Genomic DNA, 17,352 nt, shown 5'->3' on the forward strand with positions numbered 1-17,352 from the left:
CAAAGCCCTATTCTACCGGAGTTTCCCTGCATGGGACAGGCTGTGGAGAGGCCCTGTGGAGGTGCGGAATCGGGCGGTCTGGCGGGTTCCCGGAAGCTGCGGAGGGGGCCTTGTGGATTGCGCCGGATCCCTCGATGTGGAAAACAAGACAACCCAAGCTTAATCAATGAATGCTGTTGAGGAGAGCCTGGACCATCCTGTGGAATTCGGGATCGCGCTTCATGCGCTCCCGCACGGAGTCGATGGCGTTCATGACGGTGGAGTGGTGCATCGAGAACGAGCGGCCGATGTCCGTGAAGGGCGCCGAGGCGATCTCCCGGGCCAGGTACATGGCCACCTGGCGGGGCAGGAGGACGGCCTGCTGCCGCGAGCGTTTCTTCATGAGGTCGGCGAAGGGGAGGTTGAAGGTCTCCGCCGTCATGCGGTAGATCCGCTCCGGCGGGATGGCGGCCGTGGGCTCTTCGCCGCTCTGGCCTTGGAAGGCCGCATGGGCCACCTCCAGGGTGGGCGGGATGCCGATGAGGCTGGCCTGGAAGATGACGCGGGTGAGGAAGCCCTCCAGGTCGCGCACGCTGCCCTTGGCCTTGTGGGCGATGAAGGTGAGCACGTCGTCGGGGATGGGCGGCACGTTCTTGAAGTCCGCGTCCTCGAGCTTCTTCTTCAGGATGGCGATCCGGGTCTCGAAGTCCGGGGGCTGGATGTCCGCCGTGAGGCCCCACTTGAAGCGGGTGATGAGCCGCTCGTGGCAGCCCTCCAGGCGCTGCGGGGGCTTGTCTGAGGTGAGGACGATCTGCTTTCCGTGCTGAAGCAGGTATTCCAGGATGTAGAAGATCTCCTCCTGGGTCCGCTCCATCTTCCCGAGGGTCTGCACATCGTCGAGCAGCAGCACGTCGTTCTGCTGGTACTTCTTGCGCATGGGCTCGGTGTTCTTGGCCTTGATGGCCACGGTGAGCTCGTTGAAGAAGTTGTCCACCTTGAGGTACGCCACGCGGAGCCTGGGGTTGCGCGCCAGCAGGCCCTTGCCGATGCCCACCATGAGGTGGGTCTTGCCCAGGCCCGCGCCGCCGTAGATGAACAGCGGATTCATGCTCAGCGGCGTGGCGGCCTTGCCGTAGCTGTCCACCACGGCCTTGGCCGCGGCAAAGGCCAGCTGGCTGCCGGGGCCCACGACGAAGCGATCGAGGGTGTAGCGATTGAAGAGGTAGGGGAAGGACGACGCGGTGGGCGCCTCCAGCGCGGGGTGGCTGCCGGACTCGCCCTTCCGCGGCGCGGCCTTCGGCTCGGCGGGGGACACGCCCGAGACCTGGAACACCAGCTGGAGATCCGCGAGCCCGCCCTGGGCCAGGGCATCGTTGAACTCCTCGGGGAGCTGCTGCTCGATCCAGAGCTTGGCGGCGGCGCTGGGAACCTGGATCCACAGGGTTCCATCCTCGACCTTCACGGGCGCGCAGGGGGCGATCCACTCCTTGAAGCTGGCTTCAGGGAGCTGTTTGGACAATCCAAGTCGGATGGTGTCCCAGAGGGCGGTGGGATCGGCGGAGCGCATGGGTTCACCGGGTGCGGTGGTGGAGCGGCAGGCGTGGCGGGACGGCGCGCAGGCGCGCAGCTTCGGGGGCGGGCTTCGCACGCCCTCGGCCACGGAAGACTCGCGGGGAGGACCCCAAATCTAGCACCCCGGGCGGTGGATGGGAGGATGGAAATGCCCTTGAGCGGCGCGCCCTCCGCTGATACCCTCGAAGGTTCGTCCTCCTCCCCGGGAGGGGACCCCCGAGGTGGAACCATGAAGCGCACCTTTCAGCCCAACAATCGCCGCCGCGCGAAGACCCACGGCTTCCTGAGCCGGATGAAGACCAAGAACGGCCGTCTGGTGCTCAAGCGCCGCCGCGCGAAGGGCCGCCACGTCCTGGCGGTCTGACGCCCGTCCCGTGATCTTTAAGGGCCGCTTTCGCACGGTCCGCCACAGGGACCACGCGGTGCCCGTGCCCCCGCCCCGGCCGCTGCTGGGGCGAGATGCGTATCTGGACATCCGCATCTGGCGGCAGGCCACCGGTTCCGGGCCCCTGCTGCTCGTGACCTCCCCCCGGAAGACCGGCCCGGCCGTGCGCCGCAACCGCTTCCGCCGCCAGGTCCGCATGGCCTTCCTATCGCTTTCCGGGCGCCTCGCCGGCCAGCCCTGGGTCGTCTGGGTGCGCCCCGCCCGGAGCGCCCCCCCCCTTGACCGGCTCACCTTCCGGGACATCGAGGATCAGCTCGGGCTGGCCCTGCGCCGTCTCCCCCCCACGGACACGCCATGAAAAACCGCAATGTCGTCTACTTCGTCATCGGCAGCGTGATCCTGCTCGCCGGCCAGTTCTGGCTCAGCTCGCGCTATGCCAAGCCGGTTCCGGCCGCCCAGGCGCAAACGCAGCCGCAGCCGGCCCCCACCGAGGCCGCCAAGCCTCAGGCTCCCACCCCGACCCCCGCCGCCCAGGGCGCGGTCCAGCCCGGGACCAAGGCTGCGGATCCGACCGCCACCCATACCCTGGCCACGGCGGACTTCCGCCTGACCTGGCAGGTGGCCACGGGCGCGCTGAAGCAGGCCACCTGGCTCCAGGACGGCACCCCGTTCTTCCCGGACACCTTCGCGGGCCTGGGCGCCTTCCAGGGCGCGGGCTTCGAGACCGTGCGCGAAGAGAAGGAGGCGGCGGGCACCAGCGTCATCTTCGAGAACGCCGCCGGAGATCGCCTGACCTACCACGTGCCCCCGAAGGGCTTCGAGCTCCGCGTGGAGGGGCTCTCCCCCCGGAACGCCGCCCTCCAGCTGGTCGCCAACCCCACCAGCGACGAGCCCGTGAAGCACCTGGGCCGCGTCTTCACCCTCTCCGAGAAGTCCGTCGAGGCCGTGACCTGGGCCGAGATGCTGCATGACCCCTTCTTCAGCTTCCTGGGCGCCAAGCGCAAGGAGCTTCCGCCCTCCGCCGCCCGCCTGGGCCTGGACGCGGGCGTGGAGAAGGACGCCAAGAGCCAGCGCAACCACTACTTCGCCGCCCTCTGGAAGCTCCCCCGCCCCGCGGGTCGCGATACCTCGGGCTACCAGCTGCTGCCCGAGGGCGGCCGCCTGGACGCCGCGCTCTACCTGGGCCCCAAGCAGGCGGAGCCGCTGCTGGCCTTCGAGAAGCCCTTCACGCGGGTCATCGACTACGGCTTCTTCGGCGCCGTGGCCCAGCTGCTCTTCTGGGTGCTCCGCATGGTCTACCGCGTGGTGGGCAACTGGGGCTGGGCCATCGTGCTCTTCACGGTGATCATCCGCCTGGCCACCTGGCACCTGAACACCAAGCAGACCATCTCCATGCTCCGCATGAAGGACTTCGAGCCGCACCAGAAGGCCCTCCAGGCCAAGTACGAGAAGTTCGGCGGCGACATGACCAAGAAGGCCGAGATGCAGAAGGAGCTCATGGAGCTCTACAAGAAGAACGGCCACAACCCCATGGGCGGCTGCCTGCCCATGCTGCTCCAGATGCCCATCTTCCTGGCCCTCTGGTCCATGCTGAACGCCGTCTTCGAGCTGCGCCACGCGCCCTTCTTCGGCTGGATCGTCGACCTGTCCGCCAAGGATCCCTATTACATCTTCCCGGTGCTCATGGGCGCGTCCATGTTCGCCCAGCAGGCCATGACGCCCGCCGTGGGGGATCCCGCCCAGCGCAAGATGATGCTGGTCCTCATGCCCGCCATGATGACCTTCTTCTTCGCGCAGAGCCCCGCCGGGCTTACGATCTACTACTTCGTGTTCAACATGATCGGCCTCGCCCAGACCTGGTGGATCATGCGGTCCTACCAGCCCCAGCCCATCAAGGTGTAGGAGTTTCGCCATGCGGAAGAGCGGCGCCAGCCTGGAATCCGTGCCCGAGCTCATCGCCCGCTGGACGGCCCACCTGGGCCTGTCTGTGGAGGCGAAGCCCGCGCCCTCGGGCGACGAGGAGGCCTTCCCCAACCGCCTGTCGGTCTCGGGCCCCGATGCGGGCTGGCTCGCCGCCGACCGGGGCGCGGGCCTGGATGCCCTCCAGTTCCTGGTTCACGAGGCCCAGGGCGAGCGCGAGGATCACAAGCTGGCCTACCTGGATGTGAAGGGCGCCCGCCTCTTCCGCATGCAGGAGGTCATGGCCATGGGCCGCTTCGCTGCCGAGAAGGCGCGGGAGCTGGGCAGCCACACCCTGGGTGCCCTGAGCGCCCGCGAGCGCCGCTGGGTGCACCTGGTGGTGAGCCGCGAGGAGGGCCTGGGCACCGAGAGTGAAGGCGTGGGCACCTTCAAGCCGGTCAGGGTGTTCCGGAAGTAGACTGGCCCGGTGATCCCGGAACCGATCTGTGCGCCCGCCACCCCGCCGGTCCCCTCGGCGGTGGCCCTGGTGCGGGTGTCGGGAACCGGCCTGGCGGCCCGCCTCGCGCCCCTGCTGAGTCTGCCGGAGCCCCGGACGGCCTCCCTCCGCACGCTCCGCTGGGATGGCTTCCGGGAGCGGGCCCTGGTGCTGTTCTTCCCGGCCCCGAGCAGTTACACCGGGGAGGACCTGGTCGAGCTCCAGGTGCACGGCAATCCGCTGCTGGTGCGGCGCCTGCTGGAATGCCTGGGCTCCCTGGGCATCCGCCTGGCGGAGCCCGGTGAGTTCACCCGCCGGGCCCTCCTGAACGGCAAGCAGGGCCTGCTGGAGGCCGAGGCCCTGCGCGACCTGGTGGGCGCGGAAACCGACACTCAGCTCCGGCTGGCCCAGGCCCGGGCCGGGGCCCTGCCACCCTGGCTCCAGGAGGCCCGCCAGGCCCTGGCCCCCTGGGTGGCCCGGGCCGAGGCGGCGGTGGACTACGGGGAGGAAGAAGGCATCTTGCTGGATCTCTTGGCCTTGAATGGTGATCTCGCCCCCGTCCGACGCCAGTTCCACGTGGAACAGTCCCGAGCCCGGGCGGCCCGGCACCTCCAGGACGGCCTCCGGCTGGCCCTGGTGGGCCGCCCCAACTCGGGCAAGAGCACCCTCTTCAACGTCCTCGCGGGGGAGGACCGCGCCATCGTCACCGACATCCCCGGCACCACCCGGGACGTGCTGGAGGTCCGCTGCGAGTGGCGGGGCCTGCCCCTCCGCCTGTACGACACCGCCGGTCTGCGGGACACGGAAGATCCCGTGGAACGCCTCGGCGTGGCCCGGGTGCGCCCGGTTCTGGAGGGCGCGGACCTGGTGCTCCACCTCTGGCCGGCCCCGGATCCGGCCCCGGACCCGGTCCTCCGGGCGGCCCTGGCCCCCTTCCCCGGCAAGGTGCTGGACGTCCGCACCTTCGCGGATCTGGCCGAGGCCCCGGGCGTGGCCATCGCCGCCCACCGGGGGAACCTGGACGCCCTGGAGGTCGCCCTCCGGGAGCGGCTCCTGGGGGGGCTGGCGCCGGATGCCTGTCTGGGGGCCCTGGCCTCGGCCCGGCAGGTGGCCCTCCTGGAGGACCTGGCCCATCAGCTGGATCTCCTGGCCGACCTGGCGCCGGGCGGTCCGCCCGAGCTGCCGGCTTCCCTGTTGCAGGGCGCCTGGGGCCTCCTGGCCCGGCTGACCGGAGAGGACCGGGCGGAGCGCACCCTGGACGAACTCTTCAGCGGCTTCTGTCTCGGGAAATAGGACCGCCGAAGTAGACTGGCCGGAGGGGGGTGCGTGAAGCCTGGGTTGGAAGCCATCATCGGTCTCGAGGTCCATGTCCAGCTGCGGACCCGGTCCAAGCTCTTCTGCGCCTGCCGAAACACCTACGGGGCCCCCCCGAACACCCAGACCTGTCCGGTCTGCCTCGGCCTGCCCGGGGCCCTGCCCGTCCTCAACGGCGAGGCCGTGCGCCTGGGCATCGCCCTGGGCCTGGCGGTGGGGGCCCGGATCCGCGAGCACAGCACCTTCTACCGGAAGCAGTACTTCTACCCGGATCTGCCCAAGGGGTACCAGATCACCCAGGGGCCTGTGGCCCTGGTGGAAGGCGGCACCCTGGAGATCCCCGGCGATCCGGTGGTGCGCGGCATGGCCGGGCCCGTGCGCGTGGGCCTGGAGCGCGCCCACCTGGAGGAGGACGCCGGCAAGAGCAGCCACGACCAGCGGCCCGACGCCACCCTGGTGGACCTGAACCGGGCCGGGGTCCCGCTGTTGGAAGTGGTGGGAACGCCAGACTTGAGAAGCCCACAGGAAGCTTCGGACTACCTGAAGGCCCTGCATCGGCTGGTGGTCTTCCTGGGGATCGGGGACGGCAACCTGGAGGAGGGGGGCTTCCGCTGCGACGCCAATGTCAGCCTCAGGGGGAGTGGGGAGACGGCCTTCGGCACCCGGGTGGAGGTGAAGAACCTCAACTCCTTCCGCTTCGTGAAGCAGGCCCTGGCCTTCGAGATCGAGCGGCAGGCCGCCCTCCTGGAGGCGGGCGGCACCGTGGCCCAGGAGACCCGGGGCTGGGATGCCGAGAAGGGCGAGACCCGGTCCCAGCGGAGCAAGGAAGCGGCCATGGACTACCGCTATTTCCCGGAGCCGGACCTGCCGGCCCTGGCCGTGACCGAAACCGAGATTGCCGCCGTGCGCGCGGCCCTGCCGGAGCTGCCGGAGGCGCGGAGCCGCCGCTGGCGCACGGCCTTCGGCCTCGGCGAAGAAGAGGCCGCCACCCTGCTCCAGGACCCCGCCTTTGCCGGGTACTTCGAGGCGCTGGCCGCGGCCTGCGGGAACGGCAAAGCGGCCGCCATCTGGATGCTGGGCGAGGTGAGCCGCACCCTCAACGAGCGGGGGGAGGCCATCGGGGCCCTGCCCTTGACGCCCACGGTCCTCGGGGAGCTGGTGGCGCTTGTCGAGGCCCGGGAGATCAGCTTCGGCACCGCCAAGGACCAGGTCTTCCCCGCCCTCCTGGCGGGCGAAGGCCGCGCCGGGGCCATCGTCGCGGCCAGGGGCCTGGCGCAGGTCAGCGACCGGGCGGCCATCGAGTCCCTGGTGGCCCAGGTGCTGGCGGCGAACCCCGGCCCCGTGGCCCAGTTCCGGTCCGGCAAAACGGGCCTCCAGGGCTTCCTTGTGGGCCAGGTCCTGAAGGCCGGCGGCGGCCGGCTCGACCCCAAGGTGGTGAACGAAGTGTTGGCCGAGGGGCTGGCCAAGGGCTGATCCGCAACGCATGCTGGGCCCATGAGCAACGAGATCCCCCCCTCCCTCTCGGCCTACCTCCCCGGCGTGGGCCATGTGTGCCAGGGCTGCGGGCGGATGATCGTGGACGCCGTGGAGGTTCCAGGCGAGCCCTTCCGGTGCTCCGACTGCCGCCCCCCGGCCTCGGCCCCGGAGGAGGAGCTGACCCGGGCGGCCCTGGAGGACCGGGAGCCCGTCGCCCAGCCGGACGGCCGGCCCACGGTGTGGCGGCTGGTGGCCGTCATCGCCTTCGCCGTGGTCGCGCTCGCCATCGTCTTCTGGAAGTGGTAGGCCAGGCCCGGGTTCCGCGCCTATGCTGGGAGGCGGGAGCCTCGGTGCTCCACCGCTCCTGTTGAGGCCCACATGCCCATGCCCTGGGGACCCACCACCACCGCCATCCATTCCGGGAGACGCTTCAACCCCACCCGGGCCGTGACCACGCCCATCTTCCAGACCTCGGTGTTCCAGCTCCTGGAGAACCGCGAGGGCGCCGAGTTTGCTGCGGCCATCGAGCCGCCGGCCTTCTACACCCGCTGGGGCAACCCCAACACCAGCGAGGTCGAGGCCGTGCTGGCCGAGCTGGAGGACGCGGAGCGCGCCCTGGTGACCGCCTCGGGTATGGCGGCCTTCGCCCTCGTGTTCGAAGCCTTCCTGAAGAACGGCGACCACCTGGTGGCCCCCGCCGCCATCTACCTGGGCACGGAGCAGCTCATCCGCCGCTGGGAGGCCGAGCGGGGCCTCCAGGTCACCTGGGTGCAGAACACCCTGGACCTGAATGAATGGGAGGCGGCGGTCCGGCCGGAGACCCGCATGATCTGGGTGGAGACGCCCTCCAACCCCACCCTGGCCCTCACGGACCTGGCCGGGGTGGCGGCCCTGGGCCGCAAGCATGGCATCCGCACCGTGGCCGACAACACCTTCCCCAGCCCCATCCACACCAAGCCCCTGCGCCTGGGCATCGACCTCAGCGTGGCCTCGGCCACCAAGTACCTGGCGGGCCACTCGGACGTGGTGGCGGGTGTCATCGCCGGGCGGGACGCAGACGTGGTGGCCTGCTGGCACCTGACCAAGATCATGGGTCCCACCCTGGATCCCATGGCCGCCTGGCTGCTGCATCGGGGCCTCAAGACCCTCGCCCTGCGCGTGCGCCGCGCCTCGGACAACGCCCAGGCCCTGGCCCAGTGGCTGCTCTGGCAGCCCCACGTGGCGCGGGTGGACTTCCCGGGCCTGCCCACCCATCCGGGCCATGAGATCGCCGCCCGGCAGATGGAGACGGGCTTCGGCGCCATGATCAGCTTCGAGCTGCGGGCGGGCCTGGAGGCCGGCCGCCGCTTCTGCGAGGCCCTGGAGGTCATCACCCGGGGCGTGAGCCTGGGCGGGGTGGAGAGCCTCATCCAGCACCCCGCCAGCATGAGCCACCTGAAGACGGCCCCGGAGGTGAAGGCCCGGCTGGGCATCACCGATGGCCTGCTGCGCTTCTCCGTGGGCATCGAGGACCAGGCGGACCTGGTCGCGGACCTGGAGCAGGGCTTCCAGGCGGCCGCCCAGGGGGCCCCGTGAAGCTGCACCTCAATGGCGAGCTCCGGGAGGCGCCGGAGCTGGCGACCCTGGCCGACCTGACCGCCTGGCTGGACCTCCCGGCCTTCGGCAGTGCGGTGGAGCTGAACGGCGAGGTCATCCGCCGGGCCGACCACCCGGCGACCCCCCTTCAGGAGGGCGACCGGCTCGAGGTGGTGCGGCTGGTGGGCGGGGGCTGAGGCTCAGTTCACCGTCAGGCCATAGGAGATGGTGCCGCTCGCGTAGGTGCGGAGGGGATCCACCCGCACCCGCACCACATAGGTCCCGGCGGGCAGGCTGGTTCGGTTGATGACGCCATTGCCGCTGCTGGAGGCCTCGGCCCAGGTCAGCAGGCCAAAGGTGTCGAAGAGCTCCATCAGGAGGCCGCTGCCCGGGGTGGTGAGGGTCAGGGTCCGGGGGCCCGCGGCGCCCTGGACGAAGCGGAAGGCCTGCGCGGTGTCCCAGTCATAGAAGTAGCCCAGGGCGGGTCCGTTGGTGGAGAAACTGCCGGAAGCGCTGATGGGGAGCGGGGACACCGTCCACAGCGCCGGGCCGTTCAGGTAGATGGAGGAGGTGGGGTCCGTCCCGTTCCCCACGTTCTCCAGGGCCAGCTCGTTGGCGAGGGGCGTCGCGGCGGCGAGGCCAGCCAGGCGCTTGAGGCCCGTGAGGTAGGTGGGATAGCAGGCCAGCGGGGTCTTCCCGAATTCATAGTCGTTCGGGGTGAAGGCGGGGTTGGTGGCCTTCCACATCGTCTGCAGACCGGCCTGGGTGCCGTTGAAGATGGCCGGGTTCTTCCAGATGCCCCACAGGGTGCGGGCCACGGAGCCCGGGTAGAACTCGCCGCCGCCCGTGGGAGTGAAGCCCGTGTGCTGGTCCAGGCGGAAGACGGTGGGGAGGCCACCGCCCACGGGGATGTCGTAGGAGGCCGGATCATTGCGGAAGGCGCTGGACAGGAAGCTGCTGAAGCCGCTCACGAAGGCGATGGCCGGCTCGGACGGGTCGGCGGGCAGGACGAACGCGTTGTCGTTGTCGCGCCGGACGATGGTGCCGTAGGTGCCGTTGCCGTAGGCCAGGCTGCCATCAGCGAAGAGCAGGCGGGCGAAGGCCTCCTGCAGGGCGCTGTCGTTGTAGGCGTCGGCCCCGCGATCTGCCGCGGCAGGAGCGGCGTACCGCACACTGTGCTGGAAGATGGCCCGGCCGCCCAGGGCCGAGCTCTGCGTGAGCATGGTCGTGCCGCCGGGGCCCAGGGCCGCGGTGGGATAGGAGGTGGCGGTGGTGCCCGTCATCCAGAAGGCATAGAGCTCGGGGAGCTGGAGGGTCGGCTCGAGGCCGCGCATGCCCAGGGCGAAGGTGGCCATCTGGTCGGCGATGGCGAAGGCGGCCCCTTCACCGGTGGCGTCCAGGGCGCGCAGGGCGAGGGTTCCACTGGTGTTGGCGGAGACGTCGGCGCTGATCGTCGTCCAGGGGGTGATCTGGTTGAAGGCTTCAGCGCTGGCATAGGTGGCCATCGGGACGGCCTTCTTCACTTCCCCGTAGAAGTAGAAGCCGCTGCCGGAAGTGGTCGGGACCTCGATGCTGGCGTAGAGGGCCACGTAGAAGGTGATGCCCTTGGGCACGGTGAACGTGCCCGTGCCGGCACCATCGAGGGTTCCGGAGGCCACCACCTGGCCCGAGCTGCTGTTCACCACCTGGGCATAGCTGTAGCGCGTGGGGAGGGTGGTGGTCGTGCCGACACCCGAAGCGGACAGGGTCCGCTTCTCGTACTGCCCCTGGACCGTGACCGTGACGGCGCTGGGGCCGTCGGAGCTACCCCCACCGCCGCAAGCGGCCATGAGCAGGAGGCCGAGGAGGCCGGTGGAGACTCGCCAGATGGGTAGGCGCATGGAAACTCCAGGGGAGGGAATCCCAGTATGACTCAAGGGTCGTGCCAGGAAGGGGTGGGGGCCAGTCCTGGACAGGCTTCTAGCGCCAGACTTCCCAGCGGCCGCCCGCCCACCGGGCCCGGGCCCGGAGCTGCCAGGCCGGCGGGAGGGGCAGCTCTAGCGCGGTTCCCCCGGCGGGAAGGTCGCTCTGGAAGCGGTGGAATTCGTCGCCGAGCCCCTGCTCCAGGAAGGCCTGGACCAGGGTGCCGCCCCCCTCCACCAGCACCCGCCCCACACCCCGGGCGGCGAGTTCGTGCAACAGGTGCCGCAAACTGCATCCCCGCGGACCCGGGGGCAGGCGGAGATCCTCCACGCCCCGCAGGGGTTCGGGATCGCCCGTGACGGCCCGCAGGGCGGGCTGTCCCGCCAGGGGCTGCCAGACCCGGGCCCCGGCAGGCACCTGGCCGGCATTGTCCATGACCACCCGGTGGAAGACCCGGTGGGGCGCGGTGGAGGCGGACCAGCGGTCCGTGAGCTGGGGATCGTCCACCTCGGCGGTGTGGCGGCCCACCACGATGGCCTCCGCGGCCCGGCGCAGGGCGTGGCCCAGGCGCTGGACCGCCGGCGGCGTGATGGGGGTGGTGCGCCCGGCGGGCCCCAGGGAGCCATCGGAGCCCAGCGCCAGCTTGAGGCTCACCCAGGGCAGGCCCGTGTGGATGAGCTTGAAGAAGGGGGCGTGGAAGCGGGCGCAGGCCTCGCCCAGGACGCCCTCCTCCACGGCCACGCCCTGGGCGCGCAGGATGGCCAGGCCGCCACCATCCACCCGGGGGTTTGGATCGCGGACACCCACCACCACCCGGGCCACGCCCGCCTGGAGCAGGGCCAGGGTGCAGGGACCCGTGCGCCCCTGGTGGCAGCAGGGCTCCAGGGTGACGTAGGCCGTGGCGCCACGGACCTCCTCGTCCCGGGCTTCGGCGTCCCTCAAGGCCATGATCTCGCCGTGGGGATCCCCGGCCCGGGTGTGGACGCCCGCCCCGATCACCCGGCCCCCTTGCACCAGCACGCACCCCACGGGCGGATTCGGGCTGGACAAGCCCACGCCCTTCAACCCCTTCCGCAGGGCCAGGGCCATGAAGCGAGCATCGCCGGATTGGCCTTCTGGCTCGGGCCAGGGGCCGCCCGTGGCCAGGGCCCAGGCGACCTCGGGAGTCAGATCCAGGTCAGGCATCCAGAAGCCCGTCCACGAAGGCCCCGGCGTCGAACGGGATGAGGTCGTCCACACCCTCGCCCACGCCCACGAAGGCGATGGGGAGCTTCAGGCGATCCAGGATGGGGACCACCACGCCCCCCTTGGCGCTGCCGTCCAGCTTCGTGAGCACCAGGTCCGTGACGCCGGCGACCCGGGCGAACACCTCGGCCTGCTGCAGGCCGTTCTGGCCCGTGGTGGCATCCAGCACCAGCAGCACCCGATGGGGGGCCTCGGGGATCACCTTCTGGAGGCTGCGGCGGATCTTGTCCAGCTCCTTCATGAGGTGGTCCTTGGTGTGGAGCCGTCCCGCCGTGTCGATGAGCACCCAGGGCGTGCCCTTGGCCAGGGCGCTGGTGGCCCCGTCGAAGGCGATGGCGGCGGGGTCGCCCCCCATCTGGTTGCGGATGACGGGCACCCCGGCCCGCTCGCCCCAGCGCTCCAGCTGGTCGATGGCCGCGGCCCGGAAGGTGTCCCCCGCCACCACCAGAGCGCCCTCGCCCCGGGCCTTGAGGAAGGCGGCCAGCTTGCCCAGGGTGGTGGTCTTGCCCACGCCGTTGACGCCCACCAGGAGCACCACCTGGGTGTCCGAGGCCACGAAGGGGCGGGCCGGACGCTGCCGGAGCAGCTTCAGCAGCTCGTCTTTCAGCACGGCCTTGGGGTCGATCTCGGACCCGCCCCGGAGCTCGAAGCGGAGCCGGGCCATGAGCTGGTCCACGGCCCTAACCCCCAGGTCCGCCTGGAGCAGCAGGTCCTCCAGCTCCTCCAGCTGGTCCTCGTCTAGGCGCCGGAGGCCGAGGAGGCGGCCCATGGGCGCCAGCACCAGCTCCTGGGTGCGCTTCAGTCCCTGCTTGAACTTGTCGAACAGACCGCCCAGAAGCCCCACGCCCACCTCGCGGCTCCAGTCTACCGAAGGGGAGGGGTTTCCCGGCCCCCAGAACAGCGTTCCACGTGGAACAACCGGCCTAGAGTCGAGGATTTGCCCAGGAGGTCGCCGGCGAGAAGGGCGAGACCGGAGGGGTGGCCAAGCCCGGATTCCGCTCAGGCCAGGTGCGGAAATCCACCGTTCCGCCGGTGCTCGAGGCCCATCCCGCCAGCACGAAGAGCAGCAGGAAGTCCGCCAGGGGGTTCACCAGGTGCTTCGGTTCCTGGGGGCGCAGGCCGCGCGGGTCCATGGCGACCCGCGTGGACCACAGGGGTCGTGGCGCGGGCGGCGACCAGGGGCGCCCCAGCTCACCGATGCGGCAGGTCAGCTCCCGGGGGGCCTGGAAACCACGGGGTGGCGGGGCCTCGTTGAAGGCCAGGGGCGGCAGCTGGAGGACGAGGGCGAAGGCTTCAGTGAGCATGGGAACCCCGGGACAGCATGGGTTCCCGGAGCCGTGGGGACAAGCGCCTCAGGGCTCCTGCGGATAGGCGGCCGCCATCTTCTCGGCCTGGCGCAGGTTTTCCTGGAGCACCGGATCGCCGGGCCGCAGGGCCAGGGCGGCCTTGAAGTCATCGCGGCTGGCGGCGTACCGCTTCAGGTTGAACTGGGCGATCCCGCGGTTGAACAGGGCCTCCAGCTGGCCCGGCGCCAGCTTCAGGGCCTGGTCGAAGGCCGCCTTGGCCTCGGGCCAGGCCTTGTGCTGCAGGGCCGCGCGGCCCAGGTTGTTCCAGGCGTAGGCGGCCTTGGGATCGGCCTGCACCGCCTGCCGGAGGACCGTGGTCGCCTCGTCGAAGCGCCCCAGGTGGGCCAGGGCCTCGCCCTTCCAGCCCAGGGCCTCGGCATCCCCGGGCTTGCGGGCGAGCAGGGTGCCCGCGTGGGCCAGGAGGGCCTTCCAATCCCCGGCCAGCTGGGCTTCGACGCAGGCGTTGGCGTAGCCTTCGGGCTGGCCCAGCCGGCCGTTCTCGGCGTGGGCCGCCATGGCCTCCCGGTGCCGGCCGAGCTGGCTGAGGGCCTGGGCCCGGTAGAGCCGGTAGGTACCGAGGCGGGGCTTCCCCCGGCCCTCGATCTGGGGCGTGAGGGCCTTGCAGGCGTCCGCCAGGCGGGCCCAGCGCTGGCTGCGATTCAGGGCCTGGAGCCAGTACTCGTAGTGCTGCCGGCGCACCTTGGGGGAGGCCTTCTCGAACCAGTCCGCCAGCCCCGGCCAGTTGTCGGCCTGGAGGAGGCTCTCGGCCGCGGGGGGCAGGGCCTGGGCGGCCCCCGCTTCGACGACATGGGCCCGGGCAGTCGGGGGCTTGGGCGGGGGGACCGCGGCAAAGGGCATCAGCATGGGGACCTCAGCGCCGGGATTTGACTTTGGATTTGGGTTTGGCGGCCGGGGCTCCGGGCCGCTTCCAGCCCACCAGGGCCTGCTCGAAGACCTCCTCCACGTGCTTCACGGGATGGAAGCGCAGCTGCTTCCGCAGCTCGGGATCGATCTCCTCCAGATCCTTCTGGTTGGCGTGGGGGATGAGGATGTCCTTGATGCCGAGCCGGAGCGCCGCCAGGGCCTTCTCCTTGAGGCCGCCGATGGCCAGGGCCTCGCCGCGGAGATCGATCTCCCCGGTCATGGCCAGGGTGTTCCGCACCGGGACATCCTTGAGCACCGAGAGCAGCACAGTGGCGATGGCCAGGCCCGCGCTGGGGCCGTCCTTGGGAATGGCGCCTTCGGGGAAGTGGATGTGGAGATCCTGCTTCTGGAAGACCTCGGGGTCGATCTGGAAGGCCTCGCCCCGGCTGCGGATGTAGCTGAGGGCCGCCTGGGCGCTCTCCTTCATGACATCGCCCAGCTGGCCCGTGAGGATGAGGCCGCCCTTCCCCGGCATCTTGAGGGCTTCGACGAAGAGGACGTCGCCGCCCACGGAGGTCCAGGCCAGGCCCGTCACCACGCCCACCCGGGGCGCCTTCAGCCGCTCGTCCTGGAGGAGCTTCACGGGGCCCAGCAGCTCGTGGATGCCTGCGTCCGTGAGCACGAGTTTCTTCTTCAGCGTGCCCTCGGCCACCCGCCGGGCCACCTTGCGGCAGACGGCGCCGAGCTCGCGCTCCAGCTGGCGCAGGCCCGCCTCGCGGGTGTAGCCCGTGATGATGGCCTTCAGCGCCCTCCTGGGGATGGACAGCTGCTGCCGCGTGACGCCGTGCTTCTCCAGCTGCTTGGGGATCAGGTGCTGCTCGGCGATGCCCAGCTTCTCCTCCAGCGTGTAGCTGTTGAGGTGGATGATCTCCATGCGGTCCTTGAAGGCCGGGTGGATGGGGTCCAGCTCGTTGGCATTGGCCAGGAAGAGCACCTGGCTGAGGTCCAGGGGCACGTTCAGGTAGTGGTCGCGGAAAGTGTGATTCTGCTCGGGATCGAGCACCTCCAGCAGGGCGGCGCTGGGGTCGCCGCGCATGTCCCGGCCGATCTTGTCGACCTCGTCGAGCATGATCACGGGGTTCATGCTCTTCACCTGGTGGAGGGCCTGCACGATGCGGCCCGGCATGGCGCCCACATAGGTGCGGCGGTGGCCCCGGATCTCGCTTTCGTCATGGACGCCGCCGAGCGAGATGCGCGAGTACTTGCGTCCCAGGGCCCGGGCGATGGACTTGCCCAGCGAGGTCTTGCCCACACCCGGGGGCCCCACGAAGCAGAGGATGGTGCCGCGGAGGTCGGGCTTCAGCTTGCGCACCGCCAGGAACTCCAGCAGGCGGTCCTTGATCTTCGCCAGGCCGAAGTGGTCCTCGTCCAACACCGTCTGGGCCTGCTTGAGGTCCAGGTTGTCCTCGGTGAAGGTGCCCCAGGGCAGCTCGGTCATCCACTCCAGGTAGGTCCGCGTCACGGCGGTCTCGCTGGAGTCCGGGTGCATGCGCTCCAGCTTCTTGAGGTTGCGCTCGATCTCGACCAGCGGTTCCTCGGGCACCTTCATCTTCGCCAGCTTGTCGCGGAAGGCCGTGACCTCCTCGGCCAGCTCCGAGCCCTCGCCCAGCTCCTGCTGGATGGCCTTGAGCTGCTGGCGGAGGTAGTACTCCCGCTGGCTCTTGTCCATCTCGCCGCGGGCCTCCATGGTGATCTTCTGCTGCACCTCCAGCAGCTGGATCTCCCGCTGGAGCAGCTCGTTCACGCGCTTCAGGCGCAGGCCGGGGTGGGCGATCTCCAGCACCTCCTGGGTCTGCGCCAGCTTGAGGTCCAGGTTGGAGGCCACCAGGTCCGCCAGGCGGCCCGGATTGTCGAGGTTGCCCGCGATGACCAGGACCTCCTGGGGCAGCGTCTTGCCCAGGGCCACGGCCTTCTCCAGCGTCTGCTTCACGCTGCGCAGGAGGGCGTCCTGCTCCAGGTCCGGCGATTTCATCTCGGGCTCGCCCAGGGGCTCCACCCGGGCCTTGAAGAGGTTCTCCGTCTCGGTGAAGTACTCCACACGGACCCGCTGCAGACCCTGCACCAGGGCCCGGATGCGGCCGTCCGGCAACTTCAGCACGCGCATGATGAGGGCCGCGGTGCCCACCTGGTACAGGTCCTCTGGCTTGGGGTTGTCCATCTCCGTCTGCTTCTGGGACAGCAGCAGGATCATGCGGTTCTCCACCAGGGCCGTGTCCACGGCCCGGATGGACTTCTCCCGGCTGACGCTGAGGGGGAGGATCACGTAGGGATAGACCACCACGTCCCGCAGGGGCAGGACCGGCAACTCTTCGGGCAGCTTGGGCTGTTCCTCGGTGGGGGTGGGCAAAAGAACGTCGTCGGCCACGGAAACCTCGGCCCCCAGGATACCCTCAGAGTGCCCAACAAAACCCCGCGGCGCCGCGCGAGGGGTGCCGGGCGAGCGAGGCGAGGAACGCGAGTCGAAGCGTAGCGGGTACTACGCGCGACGAGCGTGACGCGGCATCGCGACGCCCGCCACCCCTCGCCCGGAGGGATGAAACCAGCCGGGCGCCCCGCGGCGTCAGGGCCCTTGAACAACGAACCACGTTGCCCTGCGGGCCCCTCCTTACGGAGCACCCGGCTGGCTTCATCGCGGCATCGTCGGGTTTTGTTGGGCACTCTTACTTCCTGCGGGTCCTCAGCACCGGGGCCTCGGCCTCGCCGGGAAACAGGGCCGGGGAGATGGGTTTGGCGGGCTCCGGCGCCGCCATCGCCCCGCCCCGCTCCACCGCCTCTTTGTGGGCCTCCTTGTGCATGAGGCCCTCCAGGGCCTTCACGAAGTCGGGCAGGTCCTTGAAGTCGCGGTACACGCTGGCGAAGCGGACATAGGCCACCTGGTCCAGGGCCTTCAATTCGTCCATGACCAGCTCGCCCAGCTCGCGGCTGCGGATCTCGCGGTCGGGCCGCTCCATGAGCCGGGCGTGCACATCCGCGACCAGCTCCTCGATGCGGGCCAGGGACACGGGCCGCTTCTGGCAGGCCAGCAGCAGCCCCTTCATGAGCTTCTGCCGGTCGAAGGGCTCGCGCCGCCCGTCCTTCTTGAGGATCACCAGGGGCACCTCCTCCACCCGCTCGTAGCTGGTGAAGCGGCGGGTGCAGGAGAGGCACTCCCGGCGGCGGCGGATGGAATCGCCCTCGCGGGACTCGCGGGAGTCCACCACCTTGTCCTCGAGGTGCCCGCAGAAGGGACAGCGCACGGA

The 17,352-nt window shown here is 70.4% G+C and carries 17 protein-coding genes; 9 read left to right on the top strand and 8 right to left on the bottom strand.

The features are described 5' to 3' along the window. Positions 1 to 163 precede the first annotated feature (163 nt). Positions 164 to 1,639, bottom strand: coding sequence for a chromosomal replication initiator protein DnaA (dnaA, locus tag QSJ30_RS10315; protein ID WP_285608916.1), 1,476 nt, complete (start codon positions 1,637 to 1,639; stop codon positions 164 to 166). A gap of 141 nt (positions 1,640 to 1,780) precedes the next feature. Here dnaA and rpmH point away from each other — a divergent pair, with 141 nt between their 5' ends. From rpmH to thiS, 9 genes are all read left to right on the top strand, one after another. Continuing rightward, positions 1,781 to 1,915 carry a 50S ribosomal protein L34 gene (rpmH, locus tag QSJ30_RS10320; RefSeq protein WP_026852422.1) on the top strand — a complete coding sequence of 45 codons (135 nt, stop codon included), beginning with the start codon at positions 1,781 to 1,783 and terminating at the stop codon, positions 1,913 to 1,915. 58 nt (positions 1,916 to 1,973) lie between these two features. Then, positions 1,974 to 2,294: a ribonuclease P protein component gene (locus QSJ30_RS10325; protein ID WP_285608920.1), complete on the top strand. Its 321-nt coding sequence runs from the start codon at positions 1,974 to 1,976 to the stop codon at positions 2,292 to 2,294. Further along, positions 2,291 to 3,838, top strand: coding sequence for a membrane protein insertase YidC (yidC, locus tag QSJ30_RS10330; RefSeq protein WP_285608921.1), 1,548 nt, complete (start codon positions 2,291 to 2,293; stop codon positions 3,836 to 3,838). The genes QSJ30_RS10325 and yidC overlap by 4 nt, the downstream gene beginning before the upstream one ends. Positions 3,839 to 3,848: 10 nt before the next feature. Further along, the gene (locus tag QSJ30_RS10335) at positions 3,849 to 4,313 is read left to right on the top strand and encodes a hypothetical protein (RefSeq protein ID WP_285608922.1); all 465 of its coding nucleotides are present in this window, start codon (positions 3,849 to 3,851) and stop codon (positions 4,311 to 4,313) included. Positions 4,314 to 4,322: 9 nt separating this feature from the next. Next, positions 4,323 to 5,624 carry a tRNA modification GTPase gene (locus QSJ30_RS10340; RefSeq protein ID WP_285608923.1) on the top strand — a complete coding sequence of 434 codons (1,302 nt, stop codon included), beginning with the start codon at positions 4,323 to 4,325 and terminating at the stop codon, positions 5,622 to 5,624. Positions 5,625 to 5,657: 33 nt separating this feature from the next. Then, the gene (gene gatB / locus QSJ30_RS10345) at positions 5,658 to 7,118 is read left to right on the top strand and encodes an Asp-tRNA(Asn)/Glu-tRNA(Gln) amidotransferase subunit GatB (RefSeq protein WP_285608924.1); all 1,461 of its coding nucleotides are present in this window, start codon (positions 5,658 to 5,660) and stop codon (positions 7,116 to 7,118) included. Between the two features lie 21 nt (positions 7,119 to 7,139). After that, entirely contained in the window at positions 7,140 to 7,427 is a 288-nt protein-coding gene (locus QSJ30_RS10350) for a hypothetical protein (RefSeq protein ID WP_285608925.1), read from the top strand. Positions 7,428 to 7,499: 72 nt separating this feature from the next. Further along, the gene (locus QSJ30_RS10355) at positions 7,500 to 8,696 is read left to right on the top strand and encodes a trans-sulfuration enzyme family protein (protein WP_285608926.1); all 1,197 of its coding nucleotides are present in this window, start codon (positions 7,500 to 7,502) and stop codon (positions 8,694 to 8,696) included. Continuing rightward, positions 8,693 to 8,893 (top strand): sulfur carrier protein ThiS, encoded by a 201-nt coding sequence (gene thiS / locus QSJ30_RS10360; protein ID WP_285608927.1) that lies wholly within the window; start codon positions 8,693 to 8,695, stop codon positions 8,891 to 8,893. The genes QSJ30_RS10355 and thiS overlap by 4 nt, the downstream gene beginning before the upstream one ends. Before the next feature lie 3 nt (positions 8,894 to 8,896). Here the strand turns inward: thiS and QSJ30_RS10365 are convergent, their stop codons facing one another. The 7 genes from QSJ30_RS10365 to nrdR form a co-directional block, all read right to left on the bottom strand. After that, the gene (locus QSJ30_RS10365) at positions 8,897 to 10,576 is read right to left on the bottom strand and encodes a hypothetical protein (RefSeq protein ID WP_285608928.1); all 1,680 of its coding nucleotides are present in this window, start codon (positions 10,574 to 10,576) and stop codon (positions 8,897 to 8,899) included. A gap of 79 nt (positions 10,577 to 10,655) precedes the next feature. Then, positions 10,656 to 11,783 (bottom strand): bifunctional diaminohydroxyphosphoribosylaminopyrimidine deaminase/5-amino-6-(5-phosphoribosylamino)uracil reductase RibD, encoded by a 1,128-nt coding sequence (gene ribD, locus QSJ30_RS10370; RefSeq protein WP_285608929.1) that lies wholly within the window; start codon positions 11,781 to 11,783, stop codon positions 10,656 to 10,658. Next, positions 11,776 to 12,693 (bottom strand): signal recognition particle-docking protein FtsY, encoded by a 918-nt coding sequence (gene ftsY / locus QSJ30_RS10375; RefSeq protein ID WP_285608930.1) that lies wholly within the window; start codon positions 12,691 to 12,693, stop codon positions 11,776 to 11,778. The genes ribD and ftsY overlap by 8 nt, the downstream gene beginning before the upstream one ends. Positions 12,694 to 12,766: 73 nt before the next feature. Next, entirely contained in the window at positions 12,767 to 13,147 is a 381-nt protein-coding gene (locus QSJ30_RS10380) for a hypothetical protein (protein WP_285608931.1), read from the bottom strand. A gap of 48 nt (positions 13,148 to 13,195) precedes the next feature. After that, on the bottom strand, positions 13,196 to 14,053 hold the full coding sequence (locus tag QSJ30_RS10385; protein WP_285608933.1) for a tetratricopeptide repeat protein: 858 nt from the start codon (positions 14,051 to 14,053) through the stop codon (positions 13,196 to 13,198). Between the two features lie 7 nt (positions 14,054 to 14,060). Continuing rightward, positions 14,061 to 16,478 (bottom strand): endopeptidase La, encoded by a 2,418-nt coding sequence (gene lon, locus QSJ30_RS10390; protein WP_285608934.1) that lies wholly within the window; start codon positions 16,476 to 16,478, stop codon positions 14,061 to 14,063. A gap of 295 nt (positions 16,479 to 16,773) precedes the next feature. Further along, on the bottom strand, positions 16,774 to 17,349 hold the full coding sequence (gene nrdR, locus QSJ30_RS10395) for a transcriptional regulator NrdR (RefSeq protein ID WP_285608936.1): 576 nt from the start codon (positions 17,347 to 17,349) through the stop codon (positions 16,774 to 16,776). Positions 17,350 to 17,352: the final 3 nt, after the last annotated feature.

The organism is Geothrix edaphica (genome assembly GCF_030268045.1).
GTDB classification, from domain to species: Bacteria; Acidobacteriota; Holophagae; order Holophagales; family Holophagaceae; genus Geothrix; species Geothrix edaphica.

Bases quoted from the DNA above. Each gene is read 5' to 3' on its own strand.
- QSJ30_RS10350 (WP_285608925.1), top strand. From the start codon at position 7,140: ATGAGCAACGAGATCCCCCCCTCCCTCTCGGCCTACCTCCCCGGCGTG.
- QSJ30_RS10365 (WP_285608928.1), bottom strand. From the start codon at position 10,576: ATGCGCCTACCCATCTGGCGAGTCTCCACCGGCCTCCTCGGCCTCCTG.
- yidC (WP_285608921.1), top strand. From the start codon at position 2,291: ATGAAAAACCGCAATGTCGTCTACTTCGTCATCGGCAGCGTGATCCTG.
- QSJ30_RS10355 (WP_285608926.1), top strand. From the start codon at position 7,500: ATGCCCATGCCCTGGGGACCCACCACCACCGCCATCCATTCCGGGAGA.
- ribD (WP_285608929.1), bottom strand. From the start codon at position 11,783: ATGCCTGACCTGGATCTGACTCCCGAGGTCGCCTGGGCCCTGGCCACG.
- QSJ30_RS10380 (WP_285608931.1), bottom strand. From the start codon at position 13,147: ATGCTCACTGAAGCCTTCGCCCTCGTCCTCCAGCTGCCGCCCCTGGCC.
- rpmH (WP_026852422.1), top strand. From the start codon at position 1,781: ATGAAGCGCACCTTTCAGCCCAACAATCGCCGCCGCGCGAAGACCCAC.
- QSJ30_RS10335 (WP_285608922.1), top strand. From the start codon at position 3,849: ATGCGGAAGAGCGGCGCCAGCCTGGAATCCGTGCCCGAGCTCATCGCC.
- QSJ30_RS10385 (WP_285608933.1), bottom strand. From the start codon at position 14,053: ATGCTGATGCCCTTTGCCGCGGTCCCCCCGCCCAAGCCCCCGACTGCC.